Here is a 22,547-nt window from a genome sequence, read left to right on the forward strand (position 1 = left end):
ATTTCGTTCACGTACCGAAGTTCGCTACTAAAAACTTTATTGATTACGTTTTGCTTGTTCAGTTTTCAAGGTTCATGTTGTTGCGTTTATCGCGTCATCTCTTGGCGACTTATACATAATAACATCGATTATTCATGAAAGTCAACACTAAATCATAAGTTTTTTTAAAGAGTAAATTTTTTTGCTTAAAATCAATAGAGATGAGGGTGTTAGTATGCTTCGTAAAACGTTGATATCATTGTGTTTAATCGTAATATTATTTGTCTTCATAAAGCCTTTAAATTCTACTATGATTTCCGTATTTAATATTGCAAATGCTCCAGCTGTTGTAACTAAAGGACATTATGGCACATCACTTATTGTCGAGATTTCTTTTTCTGATGAATCACTTTTAGAATGGCTAAAGACTGTAAAAGAACCGTACCCGCTTCTTCTTTTAGATGCAGCTTGGATTGAACGTTCACCTGAACATATGAAAGTCATCCAAGAAAGAAAACTACCAACAGGATTGTTAGGCCCTGAAGATTCTGTAGACGAGCCTATTGATTTTGCTTTAGTACAAAAAGATCTAACGATTTACGAAAAGCATTTGAAAACAACGCCACTGTGGTTTGCCACACGCAATCATCAATATTCACAGGCTTTACAAAAAACTTTGTTTCAGCAACAGGTAAATATCCTTTCGCCATCGCTAATTTGGCAAGGTGATAAAACACCCAATTTACAAAAAGGAGATTTTTTGTTTATCTCTTTACACCAGAACAGTAACATTTCGTTTAACGAATTTAATGCCTTAATACAACAAAATAAATTTATGTCGATAGAAGAAAATATATTCGGTTATTCTGTTCAGTCAAAAAAATCGCCATAAAAAAAGTTGTCTCAAGAGATCTTGAGGCAACTTCTTTCTTATTGCTTATGCATTTTTTGCTTGTTCACGCCGAGCTTTGCGACGTGCTTCTAATTTTTGACGATCCTCATCGGATTTTGCATTGTATTTCGGTAATACTAATAATTGATATGCATTCACAGCTAATAGTGGGAATAGCAACAATGCGACATACTCATTAATATTTTCATCACGACCCATTAAGGCGATAGTCCATTCTAATGTTGTGATGACAATCATAAAGAACAAAGCAGAAACTAATACATGTTTCTTTCCTGTCATCTTTACTTTTGTGATAGCTGTTGCTATCGATCCAAAAATTAATACCACTAATAGACCCAGATAAAATAACCAACTTTGTCCATCTTTTACACCCGGTATAAAACGGAAAAACACAATATCAAAAATGGTTACGGCAATTAGCAATAGCTGTACCCAATTCCATAATGTAAGTGTTCTGAATATATTAACCCCGACTTGATGTAATGTTAAATAAGCGAAAAAACCCGCTTGAGCAATAACACTCATTGTGAATCCTAAAAATACCATCCATAAAAGTCCGGCAAAAAATTCACCCCACTGACCATTTGTTACATAAGGCTGGAAAAAATCCCAACGAATAAATAAACTAAAAACTCCGTTGACTACACCACCAACAATCACTGCAAAGAAGAAAAACTTTACCCAATTTCGTATCGTCACAACAAAAAATCCCCCAATATCTCATTATATCTGTACTCATTTTAACAATGCATTGTTAAAAAAGCTATTTCTCGTCCTATCCAATACATAAAGTCATCATAAATGTGAACAATAAATGAAAGAGTCTATCTATAGAAAGGACTGATGTTGATGCGAAAATTTACCTTATTATTAATTCTAATGCTTTTCCTTACTGCCTGTGCACAAGATAAAACCTCTACCATGTCCTATGATGAAATAAAAAAAATTATGATTGACTCTCTTCAAACAGAGGATGGTAAAAAAGCACTACGGCAGCTTTTAGAGGAGCCGAGTTTCCGTGAATTATTAATTTTGGAACATGAGGAAGTAAAGAAGGCAACAGAGGAAACTTTACTTTCAAAAGAAGCAGAGGATTTTTGGAAAAAAACTTTTGAAGATCCAAAGTTTAAAGAGACTGTTGCTAAGAGTATGCAAAAGCAACAGCAGGATATTATGAAGGAACTAATGAAAGACCCCACTTTCCAAAAAGATATGGAAGCATTCTTTGGTCAGCCCGATATGCAAAAGCAATTGGAGACGATATTAAAATCCGCTAATCTTCGCAAACAAATGGAAGAAGTAGTTAAGGAAACAATTGAAAGCCCACTTATGCAATCAAAATGGCAGGAGCTCATTAAAAAGAGCGGTGAAGGAAGTTCATCCGAAGGTGGTGGAGAGAAAAAGGAAACTAGTGGCGAAAGTGGCGGAAGTTCTGAAAATGACCAAAAAAGTAAGCAATAATCCTCTACAATATATAAAAATGGATTTCCTCAAATTGGAGGAAATCCATTTTTGTTTAGTTATTTAATTTACTTATTACTCTTGCTGCTATGTCCAAATAGATCTGTCCTGTTGTGTGCTTCTCTGCATATACTGAAGGTGCAAAGTCCTCATCTGTCCAATCTGGCTGGCCTAGTGGGATTTGTCCGAGTATCTCTGTACGTAACTCTTCTGCTAATTTTGGTCCTCCGCCTTGTCCGAATACAAATTCGCGATCGCCTGATTTCGACTCGAACCATGCCATATTTTCTATAACACCTAAAATTTCATGATCCGTTTGTAAAGCCATTGCCCCCGCACGAGCAGCTACGAAAGCAGCTGTCGGATGTGGTGTCGTCACCACAATTTCTTTTGATGAAGGTAACATTTGGTGAATATCTAACGCGACATCACCCGTGCCTGGCGGTAGATCTAATAGTAAGAAATCTAGCTCTCCCCACTCTACATCACGGAAGAATTGATCTAATACTTTCCCTAACATTGGGCCACGCCATACAATCGGTGCGTTATTTTCAACAAAGAAGCCCATTGAAATTACTTTTACACCTAAACGATCAACAGGGAAAATTCGATTGTCGACTACTTTCGGCATGTCGGTTACACCCATCATATCTGGTACACTGAAGCCATAAATATCGGCATCAATTAAACCAACTTTTTTACCTAGGCGTGCCAAAGCTACAGCTAAGTTAACAGATACTGTAGATTTCCCTACACCACCCTTACCAGAGGCAATGGAAATAACCTGCACTGTGCTAAGTGGTGATAAAATATCTTGAGCTTCTGCCTCGGTTGCTACTCCACGGAAGCTTTGTAGTTTCTCTGCTGATAATTCTTCGAATCGAATACCAACTGTGTTAGCACCCGCTTCTTTTAAAACATCAACAATTTTCATTTGCAGTTGCATCTGCTCAGGTGTATTTGTTTTAGCAATAGCAATTTTTACACTGACATGATTTTTTTCTTCTTTAATTGCCACATTTGTAATTCCATCTGTTTCTGCTAATGATTTATGTAAAAATGGATCTTGTAGTTGTCCTAATATATCTCGCACTTGTTGTTCTGTTATCACGACGAACACTCCCCTTATATTATCTCAATGTTAGTATATCATAATGCTTTGATTTACGTGGTAGCAGGTGCTTCATTCAATTTTTGCTAATAAATAATCTTCTATACCTTCTACGATGGCATCTGCCATCTTGTCTTGATATTTCTTATCTACTAATAATGCACGTTCCTCGTCGTTACTGATAAATCCAGTTTCAACTAATGCTGCCGGAACCTGCACTTTCTTCAATAAATAGATTTGTTTTATAGACAGTGCTTCACGATCTGTGTTCTGTAAGTTCGTACGAATTGATTGTTGAATGCTCTTTGCTAGCAATTCTCCGTCAGCATGTCCGTCTTTATGATAAAACACCTGTGCTCCACGCCATTTTGTTTCCGGAATTGCATTGGCGTGAATTGTAATAAAGACATTGGGTTGTTCTTTTTCAACAATATCCTTGCGTAAAAAGATATCCTGCTTTTTTCGCTCTCTTAACGTGCTGTATTTTTCTGATGATGCGTGCTCATCAATGACATCTCCATTTTTCGTCCGTGTCATCACGACTGTTGCGCCCTTTTTCTTTAATTGCTTCTCTACTTGCTGCGCAATAGCAAGTGTAATTTCCTTTTCAATTACCTCGCCCTTTGAAGCACCTCCATCCTCACCACCATGCCCAGCATCAATGACAATTTTCATGCCACCAAGTGGGTCTGGTAAGAAGAAGTTACGGTCCGAAGCATTCGTCTCATAAGCCACAACCACTATACTCATTAGCATAATTACTCCTAGTGCAAGCCAGCGCTTCACCCATATCCACCACCCTTTTACATATAGTGTACGAAGATAATGTGGGAACTATGCTAGAAACTAAAAAAAACTCCCAAGCATATGCTTGAGAGTTTGAGACGAATAATCCGCAGATTAACGTTTTGAGAACTGAGGTGCACGACGAGCGCCGCGTAGACCTGGTTTTTTACGTTCTTTCATGCGTGAATCACGAGTAAGTAATCCAGCAGATTTTAGTGCAGCACGGAAATCTGGGTCTACTTGAAGTAGAGCACGAGCGATACCGTGACGTACAGCACCAGCTTGACCAGTGTATCCACCACCGTTAACGTTTACGTGGATATCATAGCTTCCTGTAGTTTCAGTAGCTACTAATGGTTGTTTAATTACTTCACGTAATGCAGCGAATGGTACATACTCTTCGATTTCACGTTTGTTGATAACAATTTTACCTGTACCTGGTACTAAACGTACGCGAGCTACAGAGCTTTTACGGCGACCAGTGCCGATGTATTGAACTTGTGCCAAAGTAATATCCTCCTCTTAATTTATATTATCCACGAAGCTCGTATGCTTCTGGTTTTTGTGCAGCATGTGGGTGCTCTGTTCCTGTGTAAACGTTTAGTTTACCGAACATTTTGCGACCTAAAGAGTTTTTAGGAAGCATCCCTTTAATTGCTAATTCAATCATTTTTGTTGGGTACTTTTCTAACATTTCACCCGCAGTACGAGTTTTTAAACCACCCGCAAATTGAGTATGATGACGGTAAAGTTTACCCTCTAATTTGTTACCAGTTAAATGGATTTTGTCAGCGTTGATGATGATTACGTGATCACCTGTGTCAACGTTTGGTGTGAATGTTGGTTTATGTTTACCACGTAAGATTGCAGCTACTTCAGAAGCTAAACGTCCAAGAGTTTGGCCTTCTGCATCAACTACTAACCATTTACGGTCTACTTCGTGACCTTTAGCCATGAATGTTGTACGCATGTATATATCCTCCTAATCAATTCGATTACCGTTATTTTTCATTAGACTACACTATAAGTTTCGGGGCTTATTTGTGGTGGTAATGAAAATACCATCTGTTATCATATAATGAATGACTTTTAAAGTCAAGTAAATTCATTAAACACCTGGTGATGTTGTACAGGGCAAATCATCCGAGTTACTTCGACGTAAATGCACCACATTTTGTCTTATCATTCATCGCTATACATCTAAATACTAGCCATTTAGATGCTCAGCTAATAAAATACTTTTTCAAGGTATAAACCTTGTGGTGGTGCAGTTTTACCAGCTTTATCGCGATTCATTGATGCGACGACCTTTTTCACATTACCGATGTCGCGACGGCTGGTCCCTACTTCCCATAAAGTACCTGCGATGATGCGCACCATATTGTACAGGAAGCCACTACCTTCAATGATCATATGTAGCTCTTTGCCATACCATTCAAATTGAAGTGTAGTTACTGTTCGCACCTTATCTTGCACACTTGTATTGGCCGCACAGAAGCATGAAAAATCATGCGTGCCAATTATCGCCTTAGCTGCTTCCTGCATGGCTGCTACATCTGGCTTCTGGCCATTTGTCTCTACGGTGTAATGTCTGCGGAATGGGCTTTGTATAGACTCACATGACCAGATATATCGATAGCGTTTTCCGGTCACACTGTAACGTGCATGAAAATCAGCAGGCACTTCTTCCATTGCTACTACCCGAATATCCCTCGGTAACTGAACATTGAGTGCTTTCATATATTTTTCTACTGGGATAGTGAGCGGCGTATCAAAATGCAGTGTTTGCCCAGTTGCATGCACTCTTGCATCCGTGCGTCCACTTGCAATTACCTTCACCTGTTCCCCTTTATGCATGATGGCTAGTACACCTTCAAGCTCTGCCTGTACCGTACGCTCTCCAGGCTGCACTTGGTAGCCCGAGAATTGCGTTCCATCATAACTAATTATTGCTTTTAATCGTCGCATAAAGTTACTCCTTTTAGCTTCTATAGAAGAATAGTAAAACAGCCATTGCTACTAGTAATACCAGAGCAAATGTATCGCCCATATCCCACTTCAGCTTGCGATAGCGGGTGCGACCTTCGCCTCCACGATAGCCACGTACTTCCATTGCAGTCGCCAAATCCTCCGCACGTTTAAACGCACTTACAAAGAGTGGCACCAGTAATGGCACAACGGCCTTAATACGATCTTTTATAGGTCCAGACGATAAATCCGAGCCACGGGCCATTTGCGCCTTCATAATTTTATCGGTCTCATCCATTAACGTTGGAATAAAGCGTAAGGAGATCGACATCATAAGGGCTAGCTCATGTACAGGTACTTTCACTTTTTTTAATGGATTTAGTAGCACTTCAATGCCGTCCGTAATTGAAATCGGTGACGTTGTTAACGTTAAAATCGATGTCATAAATACTAAAACAAGGAAACGTACTGATATATATACCCCTTGTCGAACCCCTTCTTCATAAACATTGATAAACTTCCAATGAAATAACAAATCGCCTTCCCTCGTCATAAAGATATGAAGTAAGAACGTAAAAGCCATTAAAAAAAGTACGGGCTTTAAGCCGTTTATTAAAAAATACAAGCGAATACGTGACACTAAAACAATAAGTAAAGTAAACGCAAGTAACATTGCATACGTTATCGTATTATTTGCTAAAAATACAATAATGATAAATGCGAATACGAATATAAGCTTTGATCGTGGATCTAGCTTATGTACAGGGGAATTTCCTGGCAGGAAGCGCCCGAAAATCATTTTTTCCATCATGACTCCGCACGCTCCTTTTCTAGCACGCGAGCAATTTCATGCGCAAGCTCTTCTTCTGTTAAACATACCTTTGATAGTGATGAATCCATTAACTTTTCAATTTTATGTTGGAAGCGCACAATACGGGGTGGTTCTAGACGGAACTCTTTCAATGTTTGCACATCTTTAAAAATTTCACGAGGTGTGCCACTCAACACATTTTTCCCCTCATGCATAATGACAATATCGTCTGCATAACGGGCTGCATCTTCCATACTGTGCGTAACTAATATTGTCGTTAAGCTCCGTTCCTGATGCAATGCATAGAACATATCCATAATCTCTTTTTGCCCACGTGGATCTAGTCCAGCCGTTGGTTCGTCTAAAACAATGACATCCGGTTCCATTGCCAGTACACCAGCAATTGCTACACGACGCATTTGTCCACCTGATAAATCAAAAGGTGACTTTTCAAGGACGTTTTCCGGCAGACCAACTAAACGTACAAGCTCTCTTGCACGAATTTCAGCCTCTTTCTCCGAAACACCGAAATTCATTGGGCCAAACATAATATCCTTTAACACAGTTTCTTCAAAAAGCTGATGCTCCGGAAATTGAAAAACAATGCCAACCTTTTGTCGCACAGCTTTTAAAGCTTTCGCTTTTTTTCCAGCTACAACAACCCGGTCCCCAATATGTACTTCACCGGAAGTTGGCTTTAAAAGCGCATTAAAATGCTGAAGAATTGTTGATTTACCAGAACCAGTATGTCCGATAATCGCTTGATACGTATGTGATGGAATGTCAAAATTCACATCAAACAAAGCCCGTTTTTCAAAAGGTGTACCTTGTGCATAGGCATAGCTTACTTGTTGAAGTTTGATGTCCATAAGTCATTCACCAACTCTTCTTCTGTCATATGTTGTCCCATTAAAGGAACACCTTCCTTTTGCAATAACTTTGATAACTTCATGGCAAACGGTAAGTCGAGTCCTAACTCAACTAGCTTGTCCCCAAGCGTAAAAATTTCCACGGGTGTCCCCTCTGCAAATTTCTTACCATCATTCATAAAAAGGACCCGGTCTGCAAGCATAGCTTCTTCTAAATCATGTGTAATTGATAACACCGTTAAACCTGTTTCAGCGCGCAGTGTTTGAACGGTTTGTAATACCTCAACACGTCCTTGAGGATCTAACATGGATGTAGCTTCGTCTAAGATAAGTAATTTTGGTTTTAAAGCTAATGCTCCCGCAATAGCCACACGTTGTTTTTGCCCACCCGATAAATGATGTGGTTCATGATCTAAAAAACTACCCATCTTTACTTGCTCAAGGGCTGCATGCACACGTTTTACCATCTCTTCAAACGGCACACCGTTATTTTCAAGCGCAAAGGCAACGTCATCCTGTACCGTAGCACCTACAAACTGATTATCAGGATTTTGAAACACCATACCCATTTGAGAACGGCTTTCCCATAAATTTTCTTCACTTAGTATTTGACGTAATATACGAACATCCCCTTGTTGCGGGAATAATAAGCCATTCATTAATTTTGCAATTGTTGATTTACCAGAGCCATTATGACCGACAATGGCAATCCATTCCCCTTCCTGCACAGCAAAGCTCACATTTTCTACAGCATTGCGACTTTCTGTATCATCCGGTGTATATGAAAACGTTACATTATTTAACGATAAGATTTCAGACATCTCTAGTACTCCTCTCTACATGCTCAGCTCTACTAACTAACTTACACTGTTTTATGTATTAATTCCACCACAATCACTATGTCCATATCAAATTCGGCAAGCGTATTCGCCTCCAAATTTTATATTGCACTTGCACAATCAACACCCATCAAAATCTGTGACATCCGCTGGAGGCCTTTTCTTCGTACAGTCGGCATCTATACACCTACTGAAAAAAGATGAATGAAGATAAAAAAAAGCACCATCAATTGGCGCTGTCTGATACTTCCCTAAAATAATAAAAAAGCGCGCACCTCATTCATAGAAATGCGCTAGTCGTTACATTTACAAGAAACACGGGTGCTCAAGCCCTTGATCTTTTTGAATGAGGTGCGGAGAGCTAAACGAGACGCCACACAAAAGTGCCCGCTCATCATAACGCTCAGCTTAATTATTTGTCGTATAAATCTTATAAAGAAAGAGGGTGGTGGTCCACCCTCTTCACCACTTGTTTTCTCTTATGATTAAACTAATTCAATCACAACAACAGGTGCACCGTCACCACGACGAGGACCTACTTTAAGAATACGAGTGTAACCACCTTGACGTTCTGCATAACGTGGTGCAACATCATCAAATAGCTTTTGTAGCGCAAATGAAGTTGTTTCGTTGCCTTCTTCGTCAGTAGTTGTTACTAGTTCACGACGGATGAATGCAGCAGCTTGACGGCGTGCATGTAAATCTCCGCGTTTACCTAAAGTAATCATTTTTTCAACAGCTTTACGTACTTCTTTAGCGCGAGCTTCAGTAGTTTCGATACGCTCGTTGATGATTAAATCAGTAGCTAAGTCACGTAACATCGCTTTACGTTGAGAACTTGTACGACCAAGTTTTCTGTAACCCATGGATGTTTCCCTCCTTTATAGAAAATATCTGATCTTGTTAGTTTGTTTAAATCGCTTAGTCTTCTTTGCGTAACCCTAAACCAAGCTCTTCTAACTTCGCTTTTACTTCTTCTAGTGACTTACGTCCAAGGTTACGGACTTTCATCATATCGTCTTCTGACTTATTCGCTAGTTCTAGTACTGTATTAATACCAGCGCGTTTTAAGCAGTTATAAGAACGAACAGAAAGATCAAGTTCTTCGATAGTCATCTCTAAAACTTTTTCTTTTTGATCTTCTTCTTTTTCGACCATGATTTCAGCAGTTTGTGCCTCATCTGTCATGCCAACGAAGATGTTTAGATGCTCGGTTAAAATTTTTGCTCCGAGCGAAATCGCCTCTTTCGGACCGATGCTACCATCTGTCCACACATCAAGAGAAAGTTTATCGTAGTCAGAAGACTGACCTACACGAGTATTTTCCACTTGGAAATTGACGCGTGATACTGGAGTGTAAATAGAGTCGATCGGGATCACGCCGATAGGAAGATCCTCACGTTTGTTTTGATCAGCAGGAGTGTAACCACGGCCGCGTTGAGCGTACATACGCATACGTAAATGACCGTTTTTAGCGATTGTTGCAATATATAGATCTGGGTTTAAAATTTCTACGTCACTGTCATGTGTAATGTCAGCAGCCGTAACTGTACCATCGCCCTTTACATCAATCTCAATAACTTTTTCTTCGTCAGAGTAGATTTTAAGAGCAAGTTTTTTTACGTTCAAAATAATTGAAGCCACATCTTCTACTACGCCTTCCACAGTTGAGAACTCGTGAAGAACGCCATCAATTTGAATTGAAGTGACAGCAGCCCCTGGTAATGAAGACAGAAGGATACGACGTAAAGAATTACCCAAAGTGTTTCCATATCCGCGTTCAAGCGGTTCTACAACAAACTTTCCATATTTGGAATCTTCGCTGATCTCCACCGTTTCAATCTTTGGTTTTTCAATTTCGATCATTTCATTTACCCTCCCTCAAAACATCGAATGTATAGGTTCTTTCCATCATAGATTCGATCGTCATTGACGTATCGTTATTTATCTGCACAAGACAGTCTGTACAAAAAATGATGTTCTCATACAATATGAGACGCACCCATTACACGCGACGACGTTTTGGCGGACGGCAACCATTGTGAGGAACTGGAGTAACGTCTTTAATAGCAGTTACTTCTAAACCAGCAGCTTGAAGTGCACGGATTGCAGCTTCACGACCAGCACCAGGACCTTTAACAGTTACTTCCAACGTTTTCAGACCATGTTCAAGGGATGTTTTAGCAGCAGTTTCTGCAGCCATTTGAGCAGCGAATGGTGTAGATTTACGTGAACCACGGAAACCAAGAGCACCAGCACTTGACCAAGATACAGCGTTACCTTGCATATCTGTAATCGTTACAATTGTATTGTTAAATGTAGAACGAATGTGTGCAATACCAGATTCGATATTCTTTTTCACACGACGTTTACGAGTTTGTTGTTTACGAGCCATGTTAAGAAGGAACCTCCTTTACCGATTATTTTTTCTTGTTCGCAACTGTTTTACGAGGACCTTTACGCGTACGCGCATTGTTCTTCGTATTTTGACCACGAACAGGTAAACCACGACGGTGACGGATACCACGGTTACAACCGATTTCCATCAAGCGTTTGATATTTAATGAAGTTTCGCGACGTAAGTCACCTTCAAGTTTGTAAGAGTCTAATTGTTCACGGATTTTGTTTAACTCATCTTCAGTTAAGTCGCGTACGCGTGTATCTTGAGAGATACCAGCATCAGCTAATACTTTCTGAGCTGAAGTTTTACCAATACCGTAAATGTAAGTTAATGAAATTACCACGCGTTTGTCGCGAGGAATGTCAACACCAGAAATACGTGCCATGTACGTTGTGCACCTCCTTTATAATCAACCTTGTTTTTGTTTGTGTTTAGGATTTTCACAGATTACCATTACTTTACCGCGTCGGCGAATTACTTTACATTTTTCGCAGATCGGTTTCACAGATGGTCTCACTTTCATCTAACCTAACCTCCTTAGTAGTCCGGAGCGCAAAAGATTATTTAAAACGGTATGTGATACGACCGCGAGTTAAATCATAAGGAGATAACTCAATAGTAACCTTATCTCCAGGTAGAATGCGGATAAAGTGCATACGAATCTTACCAGATACGTGTGCTAAAATCACATGTCCATTTTCTAATTCTACCTTAAACATCGCGTTTGGCAAAGTCTCAACAACTGTCCCTTCGACTTCAATTACATCATCTTTCGCCATCTACTCTGTCTCCTCTCTATATGCAAATTAAAGTTCTCATCGTTACATCAAACGGATATATCTGCTGCAACTATAGAAGCAACCTCGTTTCAACATATGTTTGGATTGTATGAGAGATGTTTGAAAGACGCTCGTCTGGTTTCGCTTCACACAATCCACGGAATAGACAGAACCAGTAAGGGCACTGAATCTTCCATGTTTACACGAATACCGGAATGTCTTGGATGAGATATTCATACCCGTTACACAGATGCTTCCACGAAACCCATTATACTCTCTCAAAAGTAATGTTGCACTTTTTACAAGAAATATATACCGGGCACAATATGCTTTTGCAACTCTCAAAAAAATTATGTTTCGTTGTTGCTTCCGCATGCCTCCCGCGGAAGCAGTACTCTGCGCCCGGAGCCGGGTATCAGCTGCGGCTGCTCTGTAATAGAGCATCAAGATCAGCAAACACTTTATTAATATCTTGCTGTCCATCTATATTTGTTAACACACCTTTTGCTTCATAGAAGTCAAGTAAAGGTTGTGCTTGATTCATATTTACTTCCAGACGGTTTGTAACCGTTTCAGGATTATCATCCGCACGTGTATAAAGCTCGCCACCATCTTTATCACATTTTCCTTCCTCAGCTGGAGGATTGAAAATTAGGTGATAAGAAGTTCCGCAAGTTTTACAAATACGACGACCTGTTAAACGAGCAATTAGCTCATCTTTTTCAACTTGAATGTTTAACGTATGCTCGATCGCTTTGCCAAGATCAGCAAGAATGCCATCTAAAGCTTCAGCTTGAGGAACAGTACGCGGGAAACCGTCTAATAAGAATCCCTCTTCACAATCAGGTTTTGCAAGTCGCTCACGAACAATACCAATCGTCACTTCATCAGGTACTAAAGCACCTTGATCCATAAACGATTTGGCCTGTAAGCCTAGTTCTGTACCGTCTTTAATAGCAGCACGGAACATATCGCCTGTAGAAATATGAGGAATCGCGTACTTCTCAACAATTTTATCTGCCTGTGTACCTTTACCAGCACCTGGCAGACCCATTAAAATGATATTCATACGGAAATATTCCTCCCACAAAGTTTGCTGATTTCAGGAAACGATCAAGCGTTCCCTAAAAACCAACATTATTTCATAAAGCCTTTGTAGTGACGTTTAACAAGTTGTGACTCTAGCTGTTTCATCGTTTCTAGCGCTACGCCGACTACGATAATTATACTAGTACCACCGATTTGCACTGAAGCAGGTAGATTCATTAAGTTAATGAATATAATCGGCATTACAGCAATAACAGTTAAGAAAATCGCTCCGACAAATGTCAGTCGATATAACACGCTTGTTAAATACGTTTGAGTGTTTTCACCCGGACGAATACCTGGAATGTAAGCACCCTGTTTTTTCAAGTTGTCTGCCACATTTTCTGGGTTCACTTGTACGAACGCATAGAAATATGTGAACGCGACGATCAGCGCAATGTAAATAAGCATCCCAACAGGTTTTTCATAATTGAACGTGTTTTCAATGAATGTCGTTACATTATTCTGACCAAAGAACGTAGCTAACGTTCGAGGTGTCACAAGGAACGCTACTGAGAAGATTACCGGAATAACCCCTGCAGCATTTACTTTTAACGGTAAGTGCGTTTGTTGTCCACCTGTTTGTTGATTACGTCCAGTAACTCGTTTAGCATATTGAATTGGAATTTTACGTAGTGCTTGTTGCACATAGATAACACCAACTACAATAGCAAGTAAGATTAAAGCAAGTAATGCAAGGACAATGATGTTAATAAACAGTTCATCACCTGCATCCTCGATTTGTTGTGCGTAAATTTGGTTTGCTGCTGTAGGTAATGCTGCAACGATACCTGCGAAGATAACTACGGAAATACCATTACCAACACCATGAGCAGTAATTTGTTCAGCAAGCCATACAAGGAATGCTGTACCCGCTGTTAATACAATTGAAATTGTAACATATGTTAAAATTCCTTCTTCTTTAATCAAAGACCCACCATACATTTTATTGAAACCAAATGACATCGCGAATGATTGGATAAAAGCTAGAATAATAGTAAAGTAACGAGTAAATTGTGCAAGTTTACGTCTTCCGACTTCACCTTGCTTTGCCCACTCAGCAAATTTCGGTACTACGTCCATTTGCAATAACTGAACAATGATTGAGGCTGTGATGTATGGCATAATCCCCATCGCAAAGATAGAGAAGTTACTCAGTGCACCACCGCCAAAAGTATTGAGGAAACCAACGAGGTTAAACTCATCAGTTGCCTTTAATACATTAGCGTCAACGTTCGGTACTGGAACAAATGTCCCAATACGAAAAACGATTAACATTAAAAGTGTGAAAATGATTTTATTTCTTATATCTCGAACACGCATAAAGTTAGAGATTGTCTGAAACATTAAATCACCTCAGTAGTTCCGCCGGCATTTTCAATTGCTTCTTTAGCCGAAGCTGAGAATTTATGAGCTTTTACTGTAAGCTTTTTGTTAAGAGTTCCGTTTCCAAGAACTTTAATTCCAGCTTTTTCATTGCTCACTAAACCTGTTTCAAGTAATAATGCAGTTGTTACTTCTGCACCATCTTCGAAACGGTTTAATGTGTCAAGATTAACGATCGCGTACTCTTTACGGTTAATGTTAGTAAAGCCGCGTTTCGGTAAACGACGGAATAAAGGGTTTTGACCACCTTCGAATCCTGGGCGTACACCGCCGCCAGAACGAGAGTTTTGACCTTTATGACCTCTACCTGCAGTTTTACCGTTACCAGAACCGATACCGCGACCTACGCGGTTACGTACTTTACGGGAACCTTCTGCTGGTTTTAACTCATGAAGTTTCATATTGGATGGCACCTCCTTGTTCGTTAATTAAAAATTAGTTTTCTTTTACAGTAACTAAGTGAGCTACTACATCAAGCATACCGCGAGTTGCTGCATTATCAGCTTTCTCTACAGTTTGGTTTAATTTACGTAAACCTAAAGCTTCAATAGTTTTGCGTTGTGCTGGTTTAGAACCAATCACAGATTTTGTAAGGGTAATTTCTAATTTGTTAGCCATTATTATTCCCCCCTTATCCTAATATTTCTTCCACTGATTTACCACGTAATTTTGCTACGTCCTCTACGCGTTTTAATTCAGTTAAACCTTGAACAGTTGCACGAACCATATTGATTGGTGTATTTGATCCAAGTGATTTTGAAAGAATATCAGTAATACCAGCTAGTTCTAGTACAGCACGTACTGGACCACCAGCGATAACCCCTGTACCAGGAGCAGCAGGTTTGATTAGGATTTCTCCCGCACCGAAGCGACCAAGCACTAAGTGTGGAGTTGTTCCACCAACACGTGGCACTTCTACTAAGTTTTTCTTCGCATCTTCAACAGCTTTACGGATAGCATCTGGAACCTCTTGAGCTTTACCAGTACCAAAACCTACATGACCGTTTCTATCGCCAACAACAACTAGTGCTGTGAAGCGGAAGCGACGTCCACCTTTAACAACTTTTGCAACACGGTTAATAGTAACTACGCGTTCTTCAAGTTCTCCAAGTTTGTTTGCGTCAATTCGACTCATGAAATGTGTCCCTCCTTCTTATTAAAATTCTAAACCGTTCTCACGTGCAGCTTCAGCTAAAGCTTTCACACGTCCATGATATAAGTAACCACCACGGTCAAAAACTATAGCAGTAATATTTTTTTCCGCAGCGCGTTTCGCGATTGTTTCACCGATTTTTGATGCAGCTTCTACGTTGCTACCAACACCTTCAAAACCATTCTCTTGAGAAGATGCGCTAACAATAGTTACGCCTGCTACGTCATCGATAAGTTGAGCGTAGATGTTCTTGTTAGAACGGAATACGTTTAAGCGTGGACGCTCAGCAGTACCCGAAATTTTAGAACGAACTCGCGCATGACGTTTTTTACGAACTTGATTTTTATCCTGTTTCGTAATCACAAGGGTCACTCCTTTCTAATGCTTACGCAGCATTATTTACCTGTTTTACCTTCTTTACGACGAACGTATTCGCCTTCGTAACGGATACCTTTACCTTTGTAAGGCTCTGGTGGACGAACGTCACGGATGTTAGATGCAAGAGCGCCAACGCGTTCTTTGCTAATACCTTTAACGATGATTTTAGTATTAGTAGGAACTTCTACTTCTAAACCATCTTCAGGTGTGAACTCAACTGGGTGAGAGTAACCTACGTTAAGAACAAGTTTTTTTCCTTGTAATTGCGCACGGTAACCTACACCGATTAGTTCTAATGATTTTTCGAAACCTGCAGAAACACCAGTAACCATGTTCGCTAAAAGCGCACGAGTTGTACCGTGGTTTGTGCGGTGTTCTTTTGAGTCAGAAGGACGAGATACAGAGATCGCATTACCTTCTTGCTCAATTTTCATATCTTGGTGGAAAGAACGAACAAGTTCGCCTTTAGGACCTTTAACAGTAACAGTGTTGTCAGCTGCAACAGTAACAGTTACGTTAGCTGGTACCTCGATAATTTTTTTACCTACACGAGACATTTAGTTGCACCTCCATTCATTTATAGCTAATTACCAAACGTATGCTAGAACTTCGCCGCCAACTTGTTTAGCGCGAGCTTCTTTATCTGTTAATAAACCTTGTGAAGTTGACACTAAAGCGATACCAAGACCGTTCAGTACTTTAGGAACTTCATTTGTTTTAGCATATACACGTAGACCTGGTTTAGAAATACGTTTTAAGCCAGTGATAACGCGTTCGTTATCTTTACCGTATTTTAAGAAGATACGGATAATTCCTTGCTTGTTGTCTTCCACGTATTCTACGTCACGTACGAAACCTTCACGCTTTAAAATTTCAGCGATTTCTTTTTTCACGTTGGAAGCCGGTACTTCTAACTTCTCGTGACGAACCATGTTCGCATTACGAATGCGAGTCAGCATGTCTGCAATCGGATCAGTCATTGTCATTACATTTACCTCCTTCCCAAATTAGGGGATTACCAGCTGGCTTTTTTCACGCCAGGAATTTGTCCCTTATATGCAAGTTCTCGGAAACAAATACGGCAAAGTTTGAATTTGCGATATACAGAGTGTGGACGGCCACAGCGTTCACAACGTGTATACTCTTGCACTTTAAACTTTTGCTTACGTTGTTGTTTAACGATCATAGATTTTTTAGCCACGTTTTCGCCCTCCTTGTTTAATTACTTTTGGAACGGCATACCGAATTGTGTCAATAACTCGCGAGCTTCTTCGTCAGAGTTCGCTGTCGTTACGATCACGATGTCCATACCGCGTACTTTTGAAACTTTATCGTAATCGATTTCTGGGAAAATTAGTTGCTCTTTAACACCTAAAGTGTAGTTACCGCGACCATCGAATGCTTTTTTAGAAACACCACGGAAGTCACGTACACGAGGAAGTGAAATTGCGATTAATTTGTCCAAGAATTCATACATACGCTCACCGCGTAATGTAACTTTAGCACCGATTGGCATACCTTCACGTAAACGGAAACCTGCGATCGATTTTTTCGCTTTAGTTACTACTGGTTTTTGACCAGTGATAATTGTTAATTCTTCTACAGCTGCATCTAATGCTTTTGAGTTTTGAACAGCGTCACCAACACCCATGTTGATAACGATTTTGTCAACTTTCGGCAATTGCATAACTGATTTATATCCAAACTTGCTCATAAGAGCAGGTGAAACTTCATTTAAATATTTTTCTTTTAGGCGGCTCATGTGTGTACCTCCCTTCTTTTATTTACTAATTAGTCAAGTACTGCACCTGATTTTTTTGCAACACGAACTTTTTTACCGTTTTCGATTTTATAACCTACACGAGTCGGCTCGCCAGATTTAGGATCGATTAGCATTACGTTCGAAACGTGAATTGCAGCCTCTTGGCTTACAATCCCACCTTGTGGATTCAATTGGTTAGGTTTAACATGTTTTTTCACGATATTTACACCTTCAACAAGAACGCGATCTTGTTTAGGGAAAGCAGTTAGGATTACTCCTTCTTTGCCTTTGTCTTTACCAGTGATAACCTTAACCTTGTCACCTTTTTTTACATGCATGCTGTCGCACCTCCTTGATTGGCACTATCATGAAATTAAAGAACTTCTGGAGCTAGAGAAACGATTTTCATGAAGTTGCTGTCACGTAATTCACGTGCAACAGGTCCGAAAATACGAGTTCCGCGTGGTGATTTATCATCACGAATAATTACACAAGCATTTTCATCAAATTTGATGTACGTACCGTCTTTACGACGAACGCCTGATTTAGTACGAACGATAACAGCTTTAACAACGTCACCCTTCTTGACAACGCCACCTGGTGTTGCTTTCTTAACTGTACAAACAACGATATCACCGATGTTAGCAGTTTTACGGCCAGAGCCACCAAGCACTTTAATTGTAAGAACTTCACGTGCACCTGAGTTGTCAGCAACTTTCATACGACTTTCTTGTTGGATCACTTAGGTTACCTCCCTTCGGAAATTGGTTGTTCCGAAATAGTTATTAAATAATAACCGCTTTTTCTACAACTTCAACTAGACGGAATCGTTTAGTAGCTGATAGCGGGCGAGTTTCCATGATACGTACGATATCACCGATTTTCGCTTGGTTTTGCTCATCATGAGCCTTAAACTTTTTAGAGTATTTTACACGTTTACCGTAAAGCTTGTGCTTTTTGTGAGTTTCAACTAAAACAGTAACAGTTTTGTCCATTTTATCTGAAACGACGCGGCCCGTGTAAACTTTGCGTTGATTACGCTCAGTCATACTTGAAAACCTCCTTTATCAGTTATTTTCACTGATTTCTCTTTCACGAATAACAGTTTTCATACGCGCGATTGCTTTACGCACTTCGCGAATACGAGCTGTGTTTTCTAATTGACCAGTCGCCAATTGGAAGCGAAGGTTGAAAAGCTCTTCTTTCAGTGATTTCACTTTTAATTCAATTTCAGAAGTGGCAAGGTCACGGATTTCATTAGCTTTCATTAGATTCACCACCAGTTTCTTGACGTTTTACGATCTTACATTTAACAGGAAGCTTATGTGATGCTAAACGAAGTGCTTCACGTGCGATCTCTTCAGATACACCAGCAATTTCGAACATTACTTTTCCTGGTTTTACTACTGCTACCCAACCTTCAGGAGAACCTTTACCAGAACCCATGCGGACTTCTAGAGGTTTTTTAGTGTAAGGTTTGTGCGGGAAGATTTTAATCCAAACTTTACCGCCACGTTTCATGTAACGAGTCATCGCGATACGTGCAGATTCGATTTGACGGTTCGTAATCCAGCTAGCTGTTTGAGCTTGTAGGCCCCACTCGCCGAATGATACTTCTTTACCGCCTTTCGCTTCGCCACGCATGTTTCCGCGGTGTTCACGACGGTATTTTACGCGTTTAGGCAATAACATATTATTTGCCTCCTTCCACAGATTTCTTCGTAGGAAGAACTTCACCACGGTAGATCCATACTTTAACGCCTAATTTACCGTAAGTAGTGTCAGCTTCTGCGTGTGCATAGTCGATGTCAGCACGTAGAGTATGAAGTGGAACAGTTCCTTCACTATAGTGTTCAGCACGCGCGATATCAGCGCCACCTAAACGACCAGATACTTGTGTTTTAATTCCTTTTGCACCAGCACGAATTGTGCGTTGGATCGCTTGCTTTTGCGCACGACGGAATGATACACGGTTTTCTAATTGACGAGCGATGTTTTCAGCTACTAGACGAGCGTCAAGATCAGCACGTTTGATTTCGATGATGTTGATGTGTACACGTTTACCAGTTAAATCGCCAAGGTATTTACGAAGATTTTCAACTTCAGTACCACCTTTACCGATTACCATACCTGGTTTCGCAGTGTGAATTGTAATGTTTACACGGTTTGCAGCACGTTCGATTTCAACTTTAGAAACTGAAGCGTCTTTAAGAGCCGTTTCAATATATTTACGCACTTTGATGTCTTCGTGAAGTAGAGTTGCATAGTCTTTTTCAGCGTACCATTTTGACTCCCAGTCACGAATAATACCAACGCGCAGTCCTATTGGATGTACTTTTTGACCCACGGATTAACCCTCCTTCTTCTCAGATACCACTAGAGTAATGTGGCTTGTGCGTTTGTTAATTGCGCTTGCACGTCCTTGTGCACGTGGACGGAAACGTTTTAATGTTGGACCTTCATCAACGAATACTTCAGAAACTACTAAAGAGTTGATGTCAAGATCGTAGTTGTGCTCAGCATTTGCAACTGCAGATTTTAATACTTTCTCAACGACTGGAGACGCCGCTTTTGGAGTATGACGTAAAATCGCAACTGCTTCACCAACTTGCTTACCTCGGATTAAGTCTACAACTAGACGTACTTTACGAGGAGCAATGCGTACTGTGCGAGCGATAGCTTTAGCTTGTGTCATTAGGATTTACCTCCTCTCAAAATTAGCGTCTTGTTTTCTTGTCGTCTGCACCGTGACCTTTGTAAGTACGTGTCGGTGCGAATTCACCAAGTTTGTGGCCTACCATATCTTCTGTTACGTATACAGGAACATGTTTACGTCCATCATATACAGCAATCGTTAAACCGATGAAAGTCGGGAAAATTGTAGAACGGCGAGACCAAGTTTTGATAACTTGTTTTTTCTCAGAAGCCTCTTGTGCTTCCACTTTTTTCATTAAGTGGTCATCGACAAAAGGTCCTTTTTTCAAGCTGCGACCCATGTAGGAACCTCCCTCTGTGATTCCACCACGGCTCTCACATAGAACCGTAGTTTAACCACTTTATTTTTTACGACTACGGATGATGAATTTATCCGATTTGTTTTTCTTCTTGCGAGTTTTGTAACCAAGTGCTGGTTTACCCCAAGGAGTCATTGGTGATTTACGTCCGATTGGAGAACGTCCTTCACCACCACCGTGTGGGTGATCGTTAGGGTTCATTACAGAACCACGAACAGTTGGGCGTTTACCTAACCAACGGCTACGACCAGCTTTACCGATGTTTACAAGTTCGTGTTGTTCGTTACCAACTTGACCGATTGTAGCGCGGCAAGTAGCAAGAATTAAACGTACTTCACCTGATTGAAGACGTACGATAACGTATTTATCTTCACGACCAAGTACTTGAGCTGAAGTACCAGCTGAACGTACTAATTGGCCACCTTTACCAGGTTTTAACTCGATGTTATGGATTGTAGTACCCATTGGAATGTTTGCTAATGGTAATGCGTTACCTGCTTTAATATCAGCATCTGGACCAGATTCGATTGTTTGACCAACCTCTAGACCTTTTGGTGCTAAGATGTAAGCTTTTGCTCCATCAGCGTAGTTGATTAATGCGATATTCGCAGAACGGTTTGGATCATATTCGATAGTAGCAACTTTTGCCGGAATGCCATCTTTAATACGTTTGAAATCGATGACACGGTATTGCTTCTTATGACCACCACCATGATGACGAACAGTGATTTTACCTTGGTTGTTACGACCAGCTTTGCGTTTAGTTGGTTCAAGCAATGATTTCTCAGGCTTGTTAGTTGTAATTTCCGCAAAGTCTAATGACGTCATATTACGACGACCATTAGAGGTAGGTTTATACTTTTTAATCGCCATGTGTTTTCCCTCCTTCTTGATTGTTCAAATCATATATCCCTAAAGGATTACATTTCGAATAATTCGATGTCTTTGCTGTCCGTAGTTAATTTAACAATCGCTTTACGACGTTTGTTAGTATAACCACCGTAACGGCCAACGCGCTTGAATTTACCTTTGTAGTTAAGAACGTTTACTTTCTCAACTTCTACACCAAAGATCTCTTCTACAGCGTCTTTTACTTGAGTTTTGTTAGCGCGAGTGTCTACTTCGAAAGTATACTTTTTCTCTGCCATAAGTTCTGAAGAACGCTCAGTAATGACCGGACGTTTTAAAATATCACGTGCTTCCATTATCCAAGCACCTCCTCAACTTTTTCTACTGCAGCTTTCGTGAATACAACTTTTTCATGACCTAAAAGATCAAGAACGTTGATTCCGTTTGCAGTTAAAACTGTTACACCAGGGATGTTACGAGCAGATAATGCTACGTTTTCATCTAGGTCAGCAGTTACGAATAAAGATTTTTTCTCTAAAGAAAGATCTTTAAGGATTTTTGTGAATTCTTTTGTTTTTGGTGCTGCTAGTGTAAGAGCATCAAGAACTAAGAAGTTTTGTTCTACAACTTTAGCTGATAAAGCTGATTTAAGAGCTAAGCGACGAACTTTTTTAGGTAATTTATAAGAGTAGCTACGTGGAGTTGGACCGAATACGATACCACCGCCGCGCCATTGTGGAGAACGGATAGAACCTTGACGAGCACGACCAGTTCCTTTTTGGCGCCATGGTTTACGACCACCACCAGCAACTTCAGAACGGTTTTTTACCTTATGATTACCTTGACGAAGAGAAGCGCGTTGTGCAACTACTGCGTCGAATAATACTGCTTCATTTGGCTCGATTCCGAAGATCGCTTCGTTTAACTCGATTTCACCAACTGAAGCACCTGTTTGACTAAGTACAGATACTTTTGTCATTCCTGTTTCCTCCTTTCTTGAAG

The 22,547-nt window shown here is 40.1% G+C and carries 38 protein-coding genes and 1 pseudogene; 2 read left to right on the forward strand and 37 right to left on the reverse strand.

Annotation, left to right across the window (positions count from 1 at the left end; genetic code table 11):
- Positions 1 to 214: 214 nt before the first annotated feature.
- Entirely contained in the window at positions 215 to 871 is a 657-nt protein-coding gene (locus tag ACOMCU_RS14480) for a hypothetical protein (RefSeq protein WP_010860578.1), read from the forward strand.
- Positions 872 to 916: 45 nt separating this feature from the next.
- Here the strand turns inward: ACOMCU_RS14480 and ACOMCU_RS14485 are convergent, their stop codons facing one another.
- The gene (locus tag ACOMCU_RS14485; protein ID WP_010860579.1) at positions 917 to 1,591 is read right to left on the reverse strand and encodes a KinB-signaling pathway activation protein; all 675 of its coding nucleotides are present in this window, start codon (positions 1,589 to 1,591) and stop codon (positions 917 to 919) included.
- Positions 1,592 to 1,741: 150 nt separating this feature from the next.
- Here ACOMCU_RS14485 and gerD point away from each other — a divergent pair, with 150 nt between their 5' ends.
- The gene (gene gerD, locus ACOMCU_RS14490; RefSeq protein WP_219361383.1) at positions 1,742 to 2,353 is read left to right on the forward strand and encodes a spore germination lipoprotein GerD; all 612 of its coding nucleotides are present in this window, start codon (positions 1,742 to 1,744) and stop codon (positions 2,351 to 2,353) included.
- Positions 2,354 to 2,408: 55 nt separating this feature from the next.
- On the opposite strand, the gene ACOMCU_RS14495 is transcribed toward gerD, so the two are convergent.
- From ACOMCU_RS14495 to rplD, 36 genes and pseudogenes are all read right to left on the reverse strand, one after another.
- The gene (locus ACOMCU_RS14495; protein WP_010860581.1) at positions 2,409 to 3,464 is read right to left on the reverse strand and encodes a P-loop NTPase; all 1,056 of its coding nucleotides are present in this window, start codon (positions 3,462 to 3,464) and stop codon (positions 2,409 to 2,411) included.
- Positions 3,465 to 3,536: 72 nt separating this feature from the next.
- Positions 3,537 to 4,250, reverse strand: coding sequence for an N-acetylmuramoyl-L-alanine amidase (locus ACOMCU_RS14500; RefSeq protein WP_010860582.1), 714 nt, complete (start codon positions 4,248 to 4,250; stop codon positions 3,537 to 3,539).
- Between the two features lie 114 nt (positions 4,251 to 4,364).
- Positions 4,365 to 4,757, reverse strand: coding sequence for a 30S ribosomal protein S9 (gene rpsI, locus ACOMCU_RS14505; RefSeq protein WP_004233744.1), 393 nt, complete (start codon positions 4,755 to 4,757; stop codon positions 4,365 to 4,367).
- A 25-nt stretch (positions 4,758 to 4,782) separates the two neighbouring features.
- The gene (gene rplM / locus ACOMCU_RS14510; protein WP_010860583.1) at positions 4,783 to 5,220 is read right to left on the reverse strand and encodes a 50S ribosomal protein L13; all 438 of its coding nucleotides are present in this window, start codon (positions 5,218 to 5,220) and stop codon (positions 4,783 to 4,785) included.
- Positions 5,221 to 5,477: 257 nt separating this feature from the next.
- A complete protein-coding gene (truA, locus tag ACOMCU_RS14515; RefSeq protein WP_010860584.1) occupies positions 5,478 to 6,218 on the reverse strand; it encodes a tRNA pseudouridine(38-40) synthase TruA in 741 nt (246 codons plus the stop codon).
- Positions 6,219 to 6,231: 13 nt separating this feature from the next.
- Positions 6,232 to 7,029: an energy-coupling factor transporter transmembrane component T family protein gene (locus ACOMCU_RS14520; RefSeq protein WP_036130792.1), complete on the reverse strand. Its 798-nt coding sequence runs from the start codon at positions 7,027 to 7,029 to the stop codon at positions 6,232 to 6,234.
- Positions 7,026 to 7,898: an energy-coupling factor ABC transporter ATP-binding protein gene (locus ACOMCU_RS14525; RefSeq protein ID WP_010860586.1), complete on the reverse strand. Its 873-nt coding sequence runs from the start codon at positions 7,896 to 7,898 to the stop codon at positions 7,026 to 7,028. Before ACOMCU_RS14525 ends, ACOMCU_RS14520 begins: the two co-directional genes overlap by 4 nt.
- On the reverse strand, positions 7,874 to 8,719 hold the full coding sequence (locus tag ACOMCU_RS14530) for an energy-coupling factor ABC transporter ATP-binding protein (protein WP_421050548.1): 846 nt from the start codon (positions 8,717 to 8,719) through the stop codon (positions 7,874 to 7,876). The genes ACOMCU_RS14525 and ACOMCU_RS14530 overlap by 25 nt, the downstream gene beginning before the upstream one ends.
- Positions 8,720 to 9,222: 503 nt before the next feature.
- A complete protein-coding gene (rplQ, locus tag ACOMCU_RS14535; protein WP_010860588.1) occupies positions 9,223 to 9,603 on the reverse strand; it encodes a 50S ribosomal protein L17 in 381 nt (126 codons plus the stop codon).
- Between the two features lie 55 nt (positions 9,604 to 9,658).
- Positions 9,659 to 10,603, reverse strand: coding sequence for a DNA-directed RNA polymerase subunit alpha (locus tag ACOMCU_RS14540; RefSeq protein WP_004233733.1), 945 nt, complete (start codon positions 10,601 to 10,603; stop codon positions 9,659 to 9,661).
- Between the two features lie 139 nt (positions 10,604 to 10,742).
- Positions 10,743 to 11,132 carry a 30S ribosomal protein S11 gene (gene rpsK, locus ACOMCU_RS14545; protein WP_004233731.1) on the reverse strand — a complete coding sequence of 130 codons (390 nt, stop codon included), beginning with the start codon at positions 11,130 to 11,132 and terminating at the stop codon, positions 10,743 to 10,745.
- A 25-nt stretch (positions 11,133 to 11,157) separates the two neighbouring features.
- A complete protein-coding gene (gene rpsM / locus ACOMCU_RS14550) occupies positions 11,158 to 11,523 on the reverse strand; it encodes a 30S ribosomal protein S13 (RefSeq protein ID WP_010860589.1) in 366 nt (121 codons plus the stop codon).
- A 24-nt stretch (positions 11,524 to 11,547) separates the two neighbouring features.
- Positions 11,548 to 11,661, reverse strand: a complete 114-nt coding sequence (rpmJ, locus tag ACOMCU_RS14555) for a 50S ribosomal protein L36 (RefSeq protein ID WP_000868344.1) — start codon at positions 11,659 to 11,661, stop codon at positions 11,548 to 11,550.
- A gap of 37 nt (positions 11,662 to 11,698) precedes the next feature.
- The gene (infA, locus tag ACOMCU_RS14560; protein WP_004233690.1) at positions 11,699 to 11,917 is read right to left on the reverse strand and encodes a translation initiation factor IF-1; all 219 of its coding nucleotides are present in this window, start codon (positions 11,915 to 11,917) and stop codon (positions 11,699 to 11,701) included.
- Between the two features lie 88 nt (positions 11,918 to 12,005).
- Positions 12,006 to 12,083, reverse strand: a pseudogene (locus ACOMCU_RS14565) (type I methionyl aminopeptidase); the annotation flags it as partial.
- A gap of 249 nt (positions 12,084 to 12,332) precedes the next feature.
- Positions 12,333 to 12,986 (reverse strand): adenylate kinase, encoded by a 654-nt coding sequence (locus ACOMCU_RS14570; protein WP_010860590.1) that lies wholly within the window; start codon positions 12,984 to 12,986, stop codon positions 12,333 to 12,335.
- Between the two features lie 68 nt (positions 12,987 to 13,054).
- Positions 13,055 to 14,350: a preprotein translocase subunit SecY gene (gene secY, locus ACOMCU_RS14575; protein ID WP_010860591.1), complete on the reverse strand. Its 1,296-nt coding sequence runs from the start codon at positions 14,348 to 14,350 to the stop codon at positions 13,055 to 13,057.
- Complete coding sequence (rplO, locus tag ACOMCU_RS14580) at positions 14,350 to 14,790, reverse strand: 50S ribosomal protein L15 (protein WP_010860592.1); 441 nt, start codon at positions 14,788 to 14,790, stop codon at positions 14,350 to 14,352. Before rplO ends, secY begins: the two co-directional genes overlap by 1 nt.
- Before the next feature lie 34 nt (positions 14,791 to 14,824).
- On the reverse strand, positions 14,825 to 15,007 hold the full coding sequence (rpmD, locus tag ACOMCU_RS14585) for a 50S ribosomal protein L30 (protein ID WP_010860593.1): 183 nt from the start codon (positions 15,005 to 15,007) through the stop codon (positions 14,825 to 14,827).
- 13 nt (positions 15,008 to 15,020) lie between these two features.
- Entirely contained in the window at positions 15,021 to 15,524 is a 504-nt protein-coding gene (gene rpsE / locus ACOMCU_RS14590; protein ID WP_008181711.1) for a 30S ribosomal protein S5, read from the reverse strand.
- Positions 15,525 to 15,545: 21 nt separating this feature from the next.
- Positions 15,546 to 15,905, reverse strand: coding sequence for a 50S ribosomal protein L18 (rplR, locus tag ACOMCU_RS14595; RefSeq protein WP_010860594.1), 360 nt, complete (start codon positions 15,903 to 15,905; stop codon positions 15,546 to 15,548).
- A gap of 32 nt (positions 15,906 to 15,937) precedes the next feature.
- On the reverse strand, positions 15,938 to 16,477 hold the full coding sequence (rplF, locus tag ACOMCU_RS14600; RefSeq protein ID WP_010860595.1) for a 50S ribosomal protein L6: 540 nt from the start codon (positions 16,475 to 16,477) through the stop codon (positions 15,938 to 15,940).
- A 30-nt stretch (positions 16,478 to 16,507) separates the two neighbouring features.
- Positions 16,508 to 16,906: a 30S ribosomal protein S8 gene (gene rpsH, locus ACOMCU_RS14605; protein WP_008181717.1), complete on the reverse strand. Its 399-nt coding sequence runs from the start codon at positions 16,904 to 16,906 to the stop codon at positions 16,508 to 16,510.
- A 29-nt stretch (positions 16,907 to 16,935) separates the two neighbouring features.
- Positions 16,936 to 17,121, reverse strand: a complete 186-nt coding sequence (locus tag ACOMCU_RS14610; protein ID WP_004233656.1) for a type Z 30S ribosomal protein S14 — start codon at positions 17,119 to 17,121, stop codon at positions 16,936 to 16,938.
- A gap of 21 nt (positions 17,122 to 17,142) precedes the next feature.
- Entirely contained in the window at positions 17,143 to 17,682 is a 540-nt protein-coding gene (gene rplE / locus ACOMCU_RS14615; RefSeq protein ID WP_010860596.1) for a 50S ribosomal protein L5, read from the reverse strand.
- A gap of 29 nt (positions 17,683 to 17,711) precedes the next feature.
- Complete coding sequence (gene rplX, locus ACOMCU_RS14620; RefSeq protein WP_010860597.1) at positions 17,712 to 18,020, reverse strand: 50S ribosomal protein L24; 309 nt, start codon at positions 18,018 to 18,020, stop codon at positions 17,712 to 17,714.
- Positions 18,021 to 18,055: 35 nt separating this feature from the next.
- Positions 18,056 to 18,424: a 50S ribosomal protein L14 gene (rplN, locus tag ACOMCU_RS14625; protein ID WP_004233650.1), complete on the reverse strand. Its 369-nt coding sequence runs from the start codon at positions 18,422 to 18,424 to the stop codon at positions 18,056 to 18,058.
- A 43-nt stretch (positions 18,425 to 18,467) separates the two neighbouring features.
- A complete protein-coding gene (rpsQ, locus tag ACOMCU_RS14630; RefSeq protein WP_008181723.1) occupies positions 18,468 to 18,731 on the reverse strand; it encodes a 30S ribosomal protein S17 in 264 nt (87 codons plus the stop codon).
- Positions 18,732 to 18,749: 18 nt separating this feature from the next.
- Positions 18,750 to 18,950, reverse strand: coding sequence for a 50S ribosomal protein L29 (gene rpmC, locus ACOMCU_RS14635; RefSeq protein WP_010860598.1), 201 nt, complete (start codon positions 18,948 to 18,950; stop codon positions 18,750 to 18,752).
- The gene (rplP, locus tag ACOMCU_RS14640; RefSeq protein ID WP_010860599.1) at positions 18,940 to 19,374 is read right to left on the reverse strand and encodes a 50S ribosomal protein L16; all 435 of its coding nucleotides are present in this window, start codon (positions 19,372 to 19,374) and stop codon (positions 18,940 to 18,942) included. Before rplP ends, rpmC begins: the two co-directional genes overlap by 11 nt.
- A 1-nt stretch (position 19,375) precedes the next feature.
- Positions 19,376 to 20,029, reverse strand: coding sequence for a 30S ribosomal protein S3 (gene rpsC / locus ACOMCU_RS14645; protein WP_010860600.1), 654 nt, complete (start codon positions 20,027 to 20,029; stop codon positions 19,376 to 19,378).
- Between the two features lie 3 nt (positions 20,030 to 20,032).
- Positions 20,033 to 20,377 carry a 50S ribosomal protein L22 gene (gene rplV, locus ACOMCU_RS14650; protein WP_004233639.1) on the reverse strand — a complete coding sequence of 115 codons (345 nt, stop codon included), beginning with the start codon at positions 20,375 to 20,377 and terminating at the stop codon, positions 20,033 to 20,035.
- A 22-nt stretch (positions 20,378 to 20,399) separates the two neighbouring features.
- Positions 20,400 to 20,678, reverse strand: a complete 279-nt coding sequence (gene rpsS / locus ACOMCU_RS14655) for a 30S ribosomal protein S19 (protein WP_010860601.1) — start codon at positions 20,676 to 20,678, stop codon at positions 20,400 to 20,402.
- A gap of 60 nt (positions 20,679 to 20,738) precedes the next feature.
- Positions 20,739 to 21,569 carry a 50S ribosomal protein L2 gene (rplB, locus tag ACOMCU_RS14660; RefSeq protein ID WP_010860602.1) on the reverse strand — a complete coding sequence of 277 codons (831 nt, stop codon included), beginning with the start codon at positions 21,567 to 21,569 and terminating at the stop codon, positions 20,739 to 20,741.
- A gap of 47 nt (positions 21,570 to 21,616) precedes the next feature.
- Positions 21,617 to 21,901 carry a 50S ribosomal protein L23 gene (gene rplW, locus ACOMCU_RS14665; RefSeq protein WP_010860603.1) on the reverse strand — a complete coding sequence of 95 codons (285 nt, stop codon included), beginning with the start codon at positions 21,899 to 21,901 and terminating at the stop codon, positions 21,617 to 21,619.
- On the reverse strand, positions 21,901 to 22,524 hold the full coding sequence (rplD, locus tag ACOMCU_RS14670) for a 50S ribosomal protein L4 (protein WP_010860604.1): 624 nt from the start codon (positions 22,522 to 22,524) through the stop codon (positions 21,901 to 21,903). The genes rplW and rplD overlap by 1 nt, the downstream gene beginning before the upstream one ends.
- Positions 22,525 to 22,547: the final 23 nt, after the last annotated feature.

Source organism: Lysinibacillus sp. UGB7 (assembly GCF_049058285.1).
Lineage (GTDB): Bacteria > Bacillota > Bacilli > Bacillales_A > Planococcaceae > Lysinibacillus > Lysinibacillus sphaericus_B.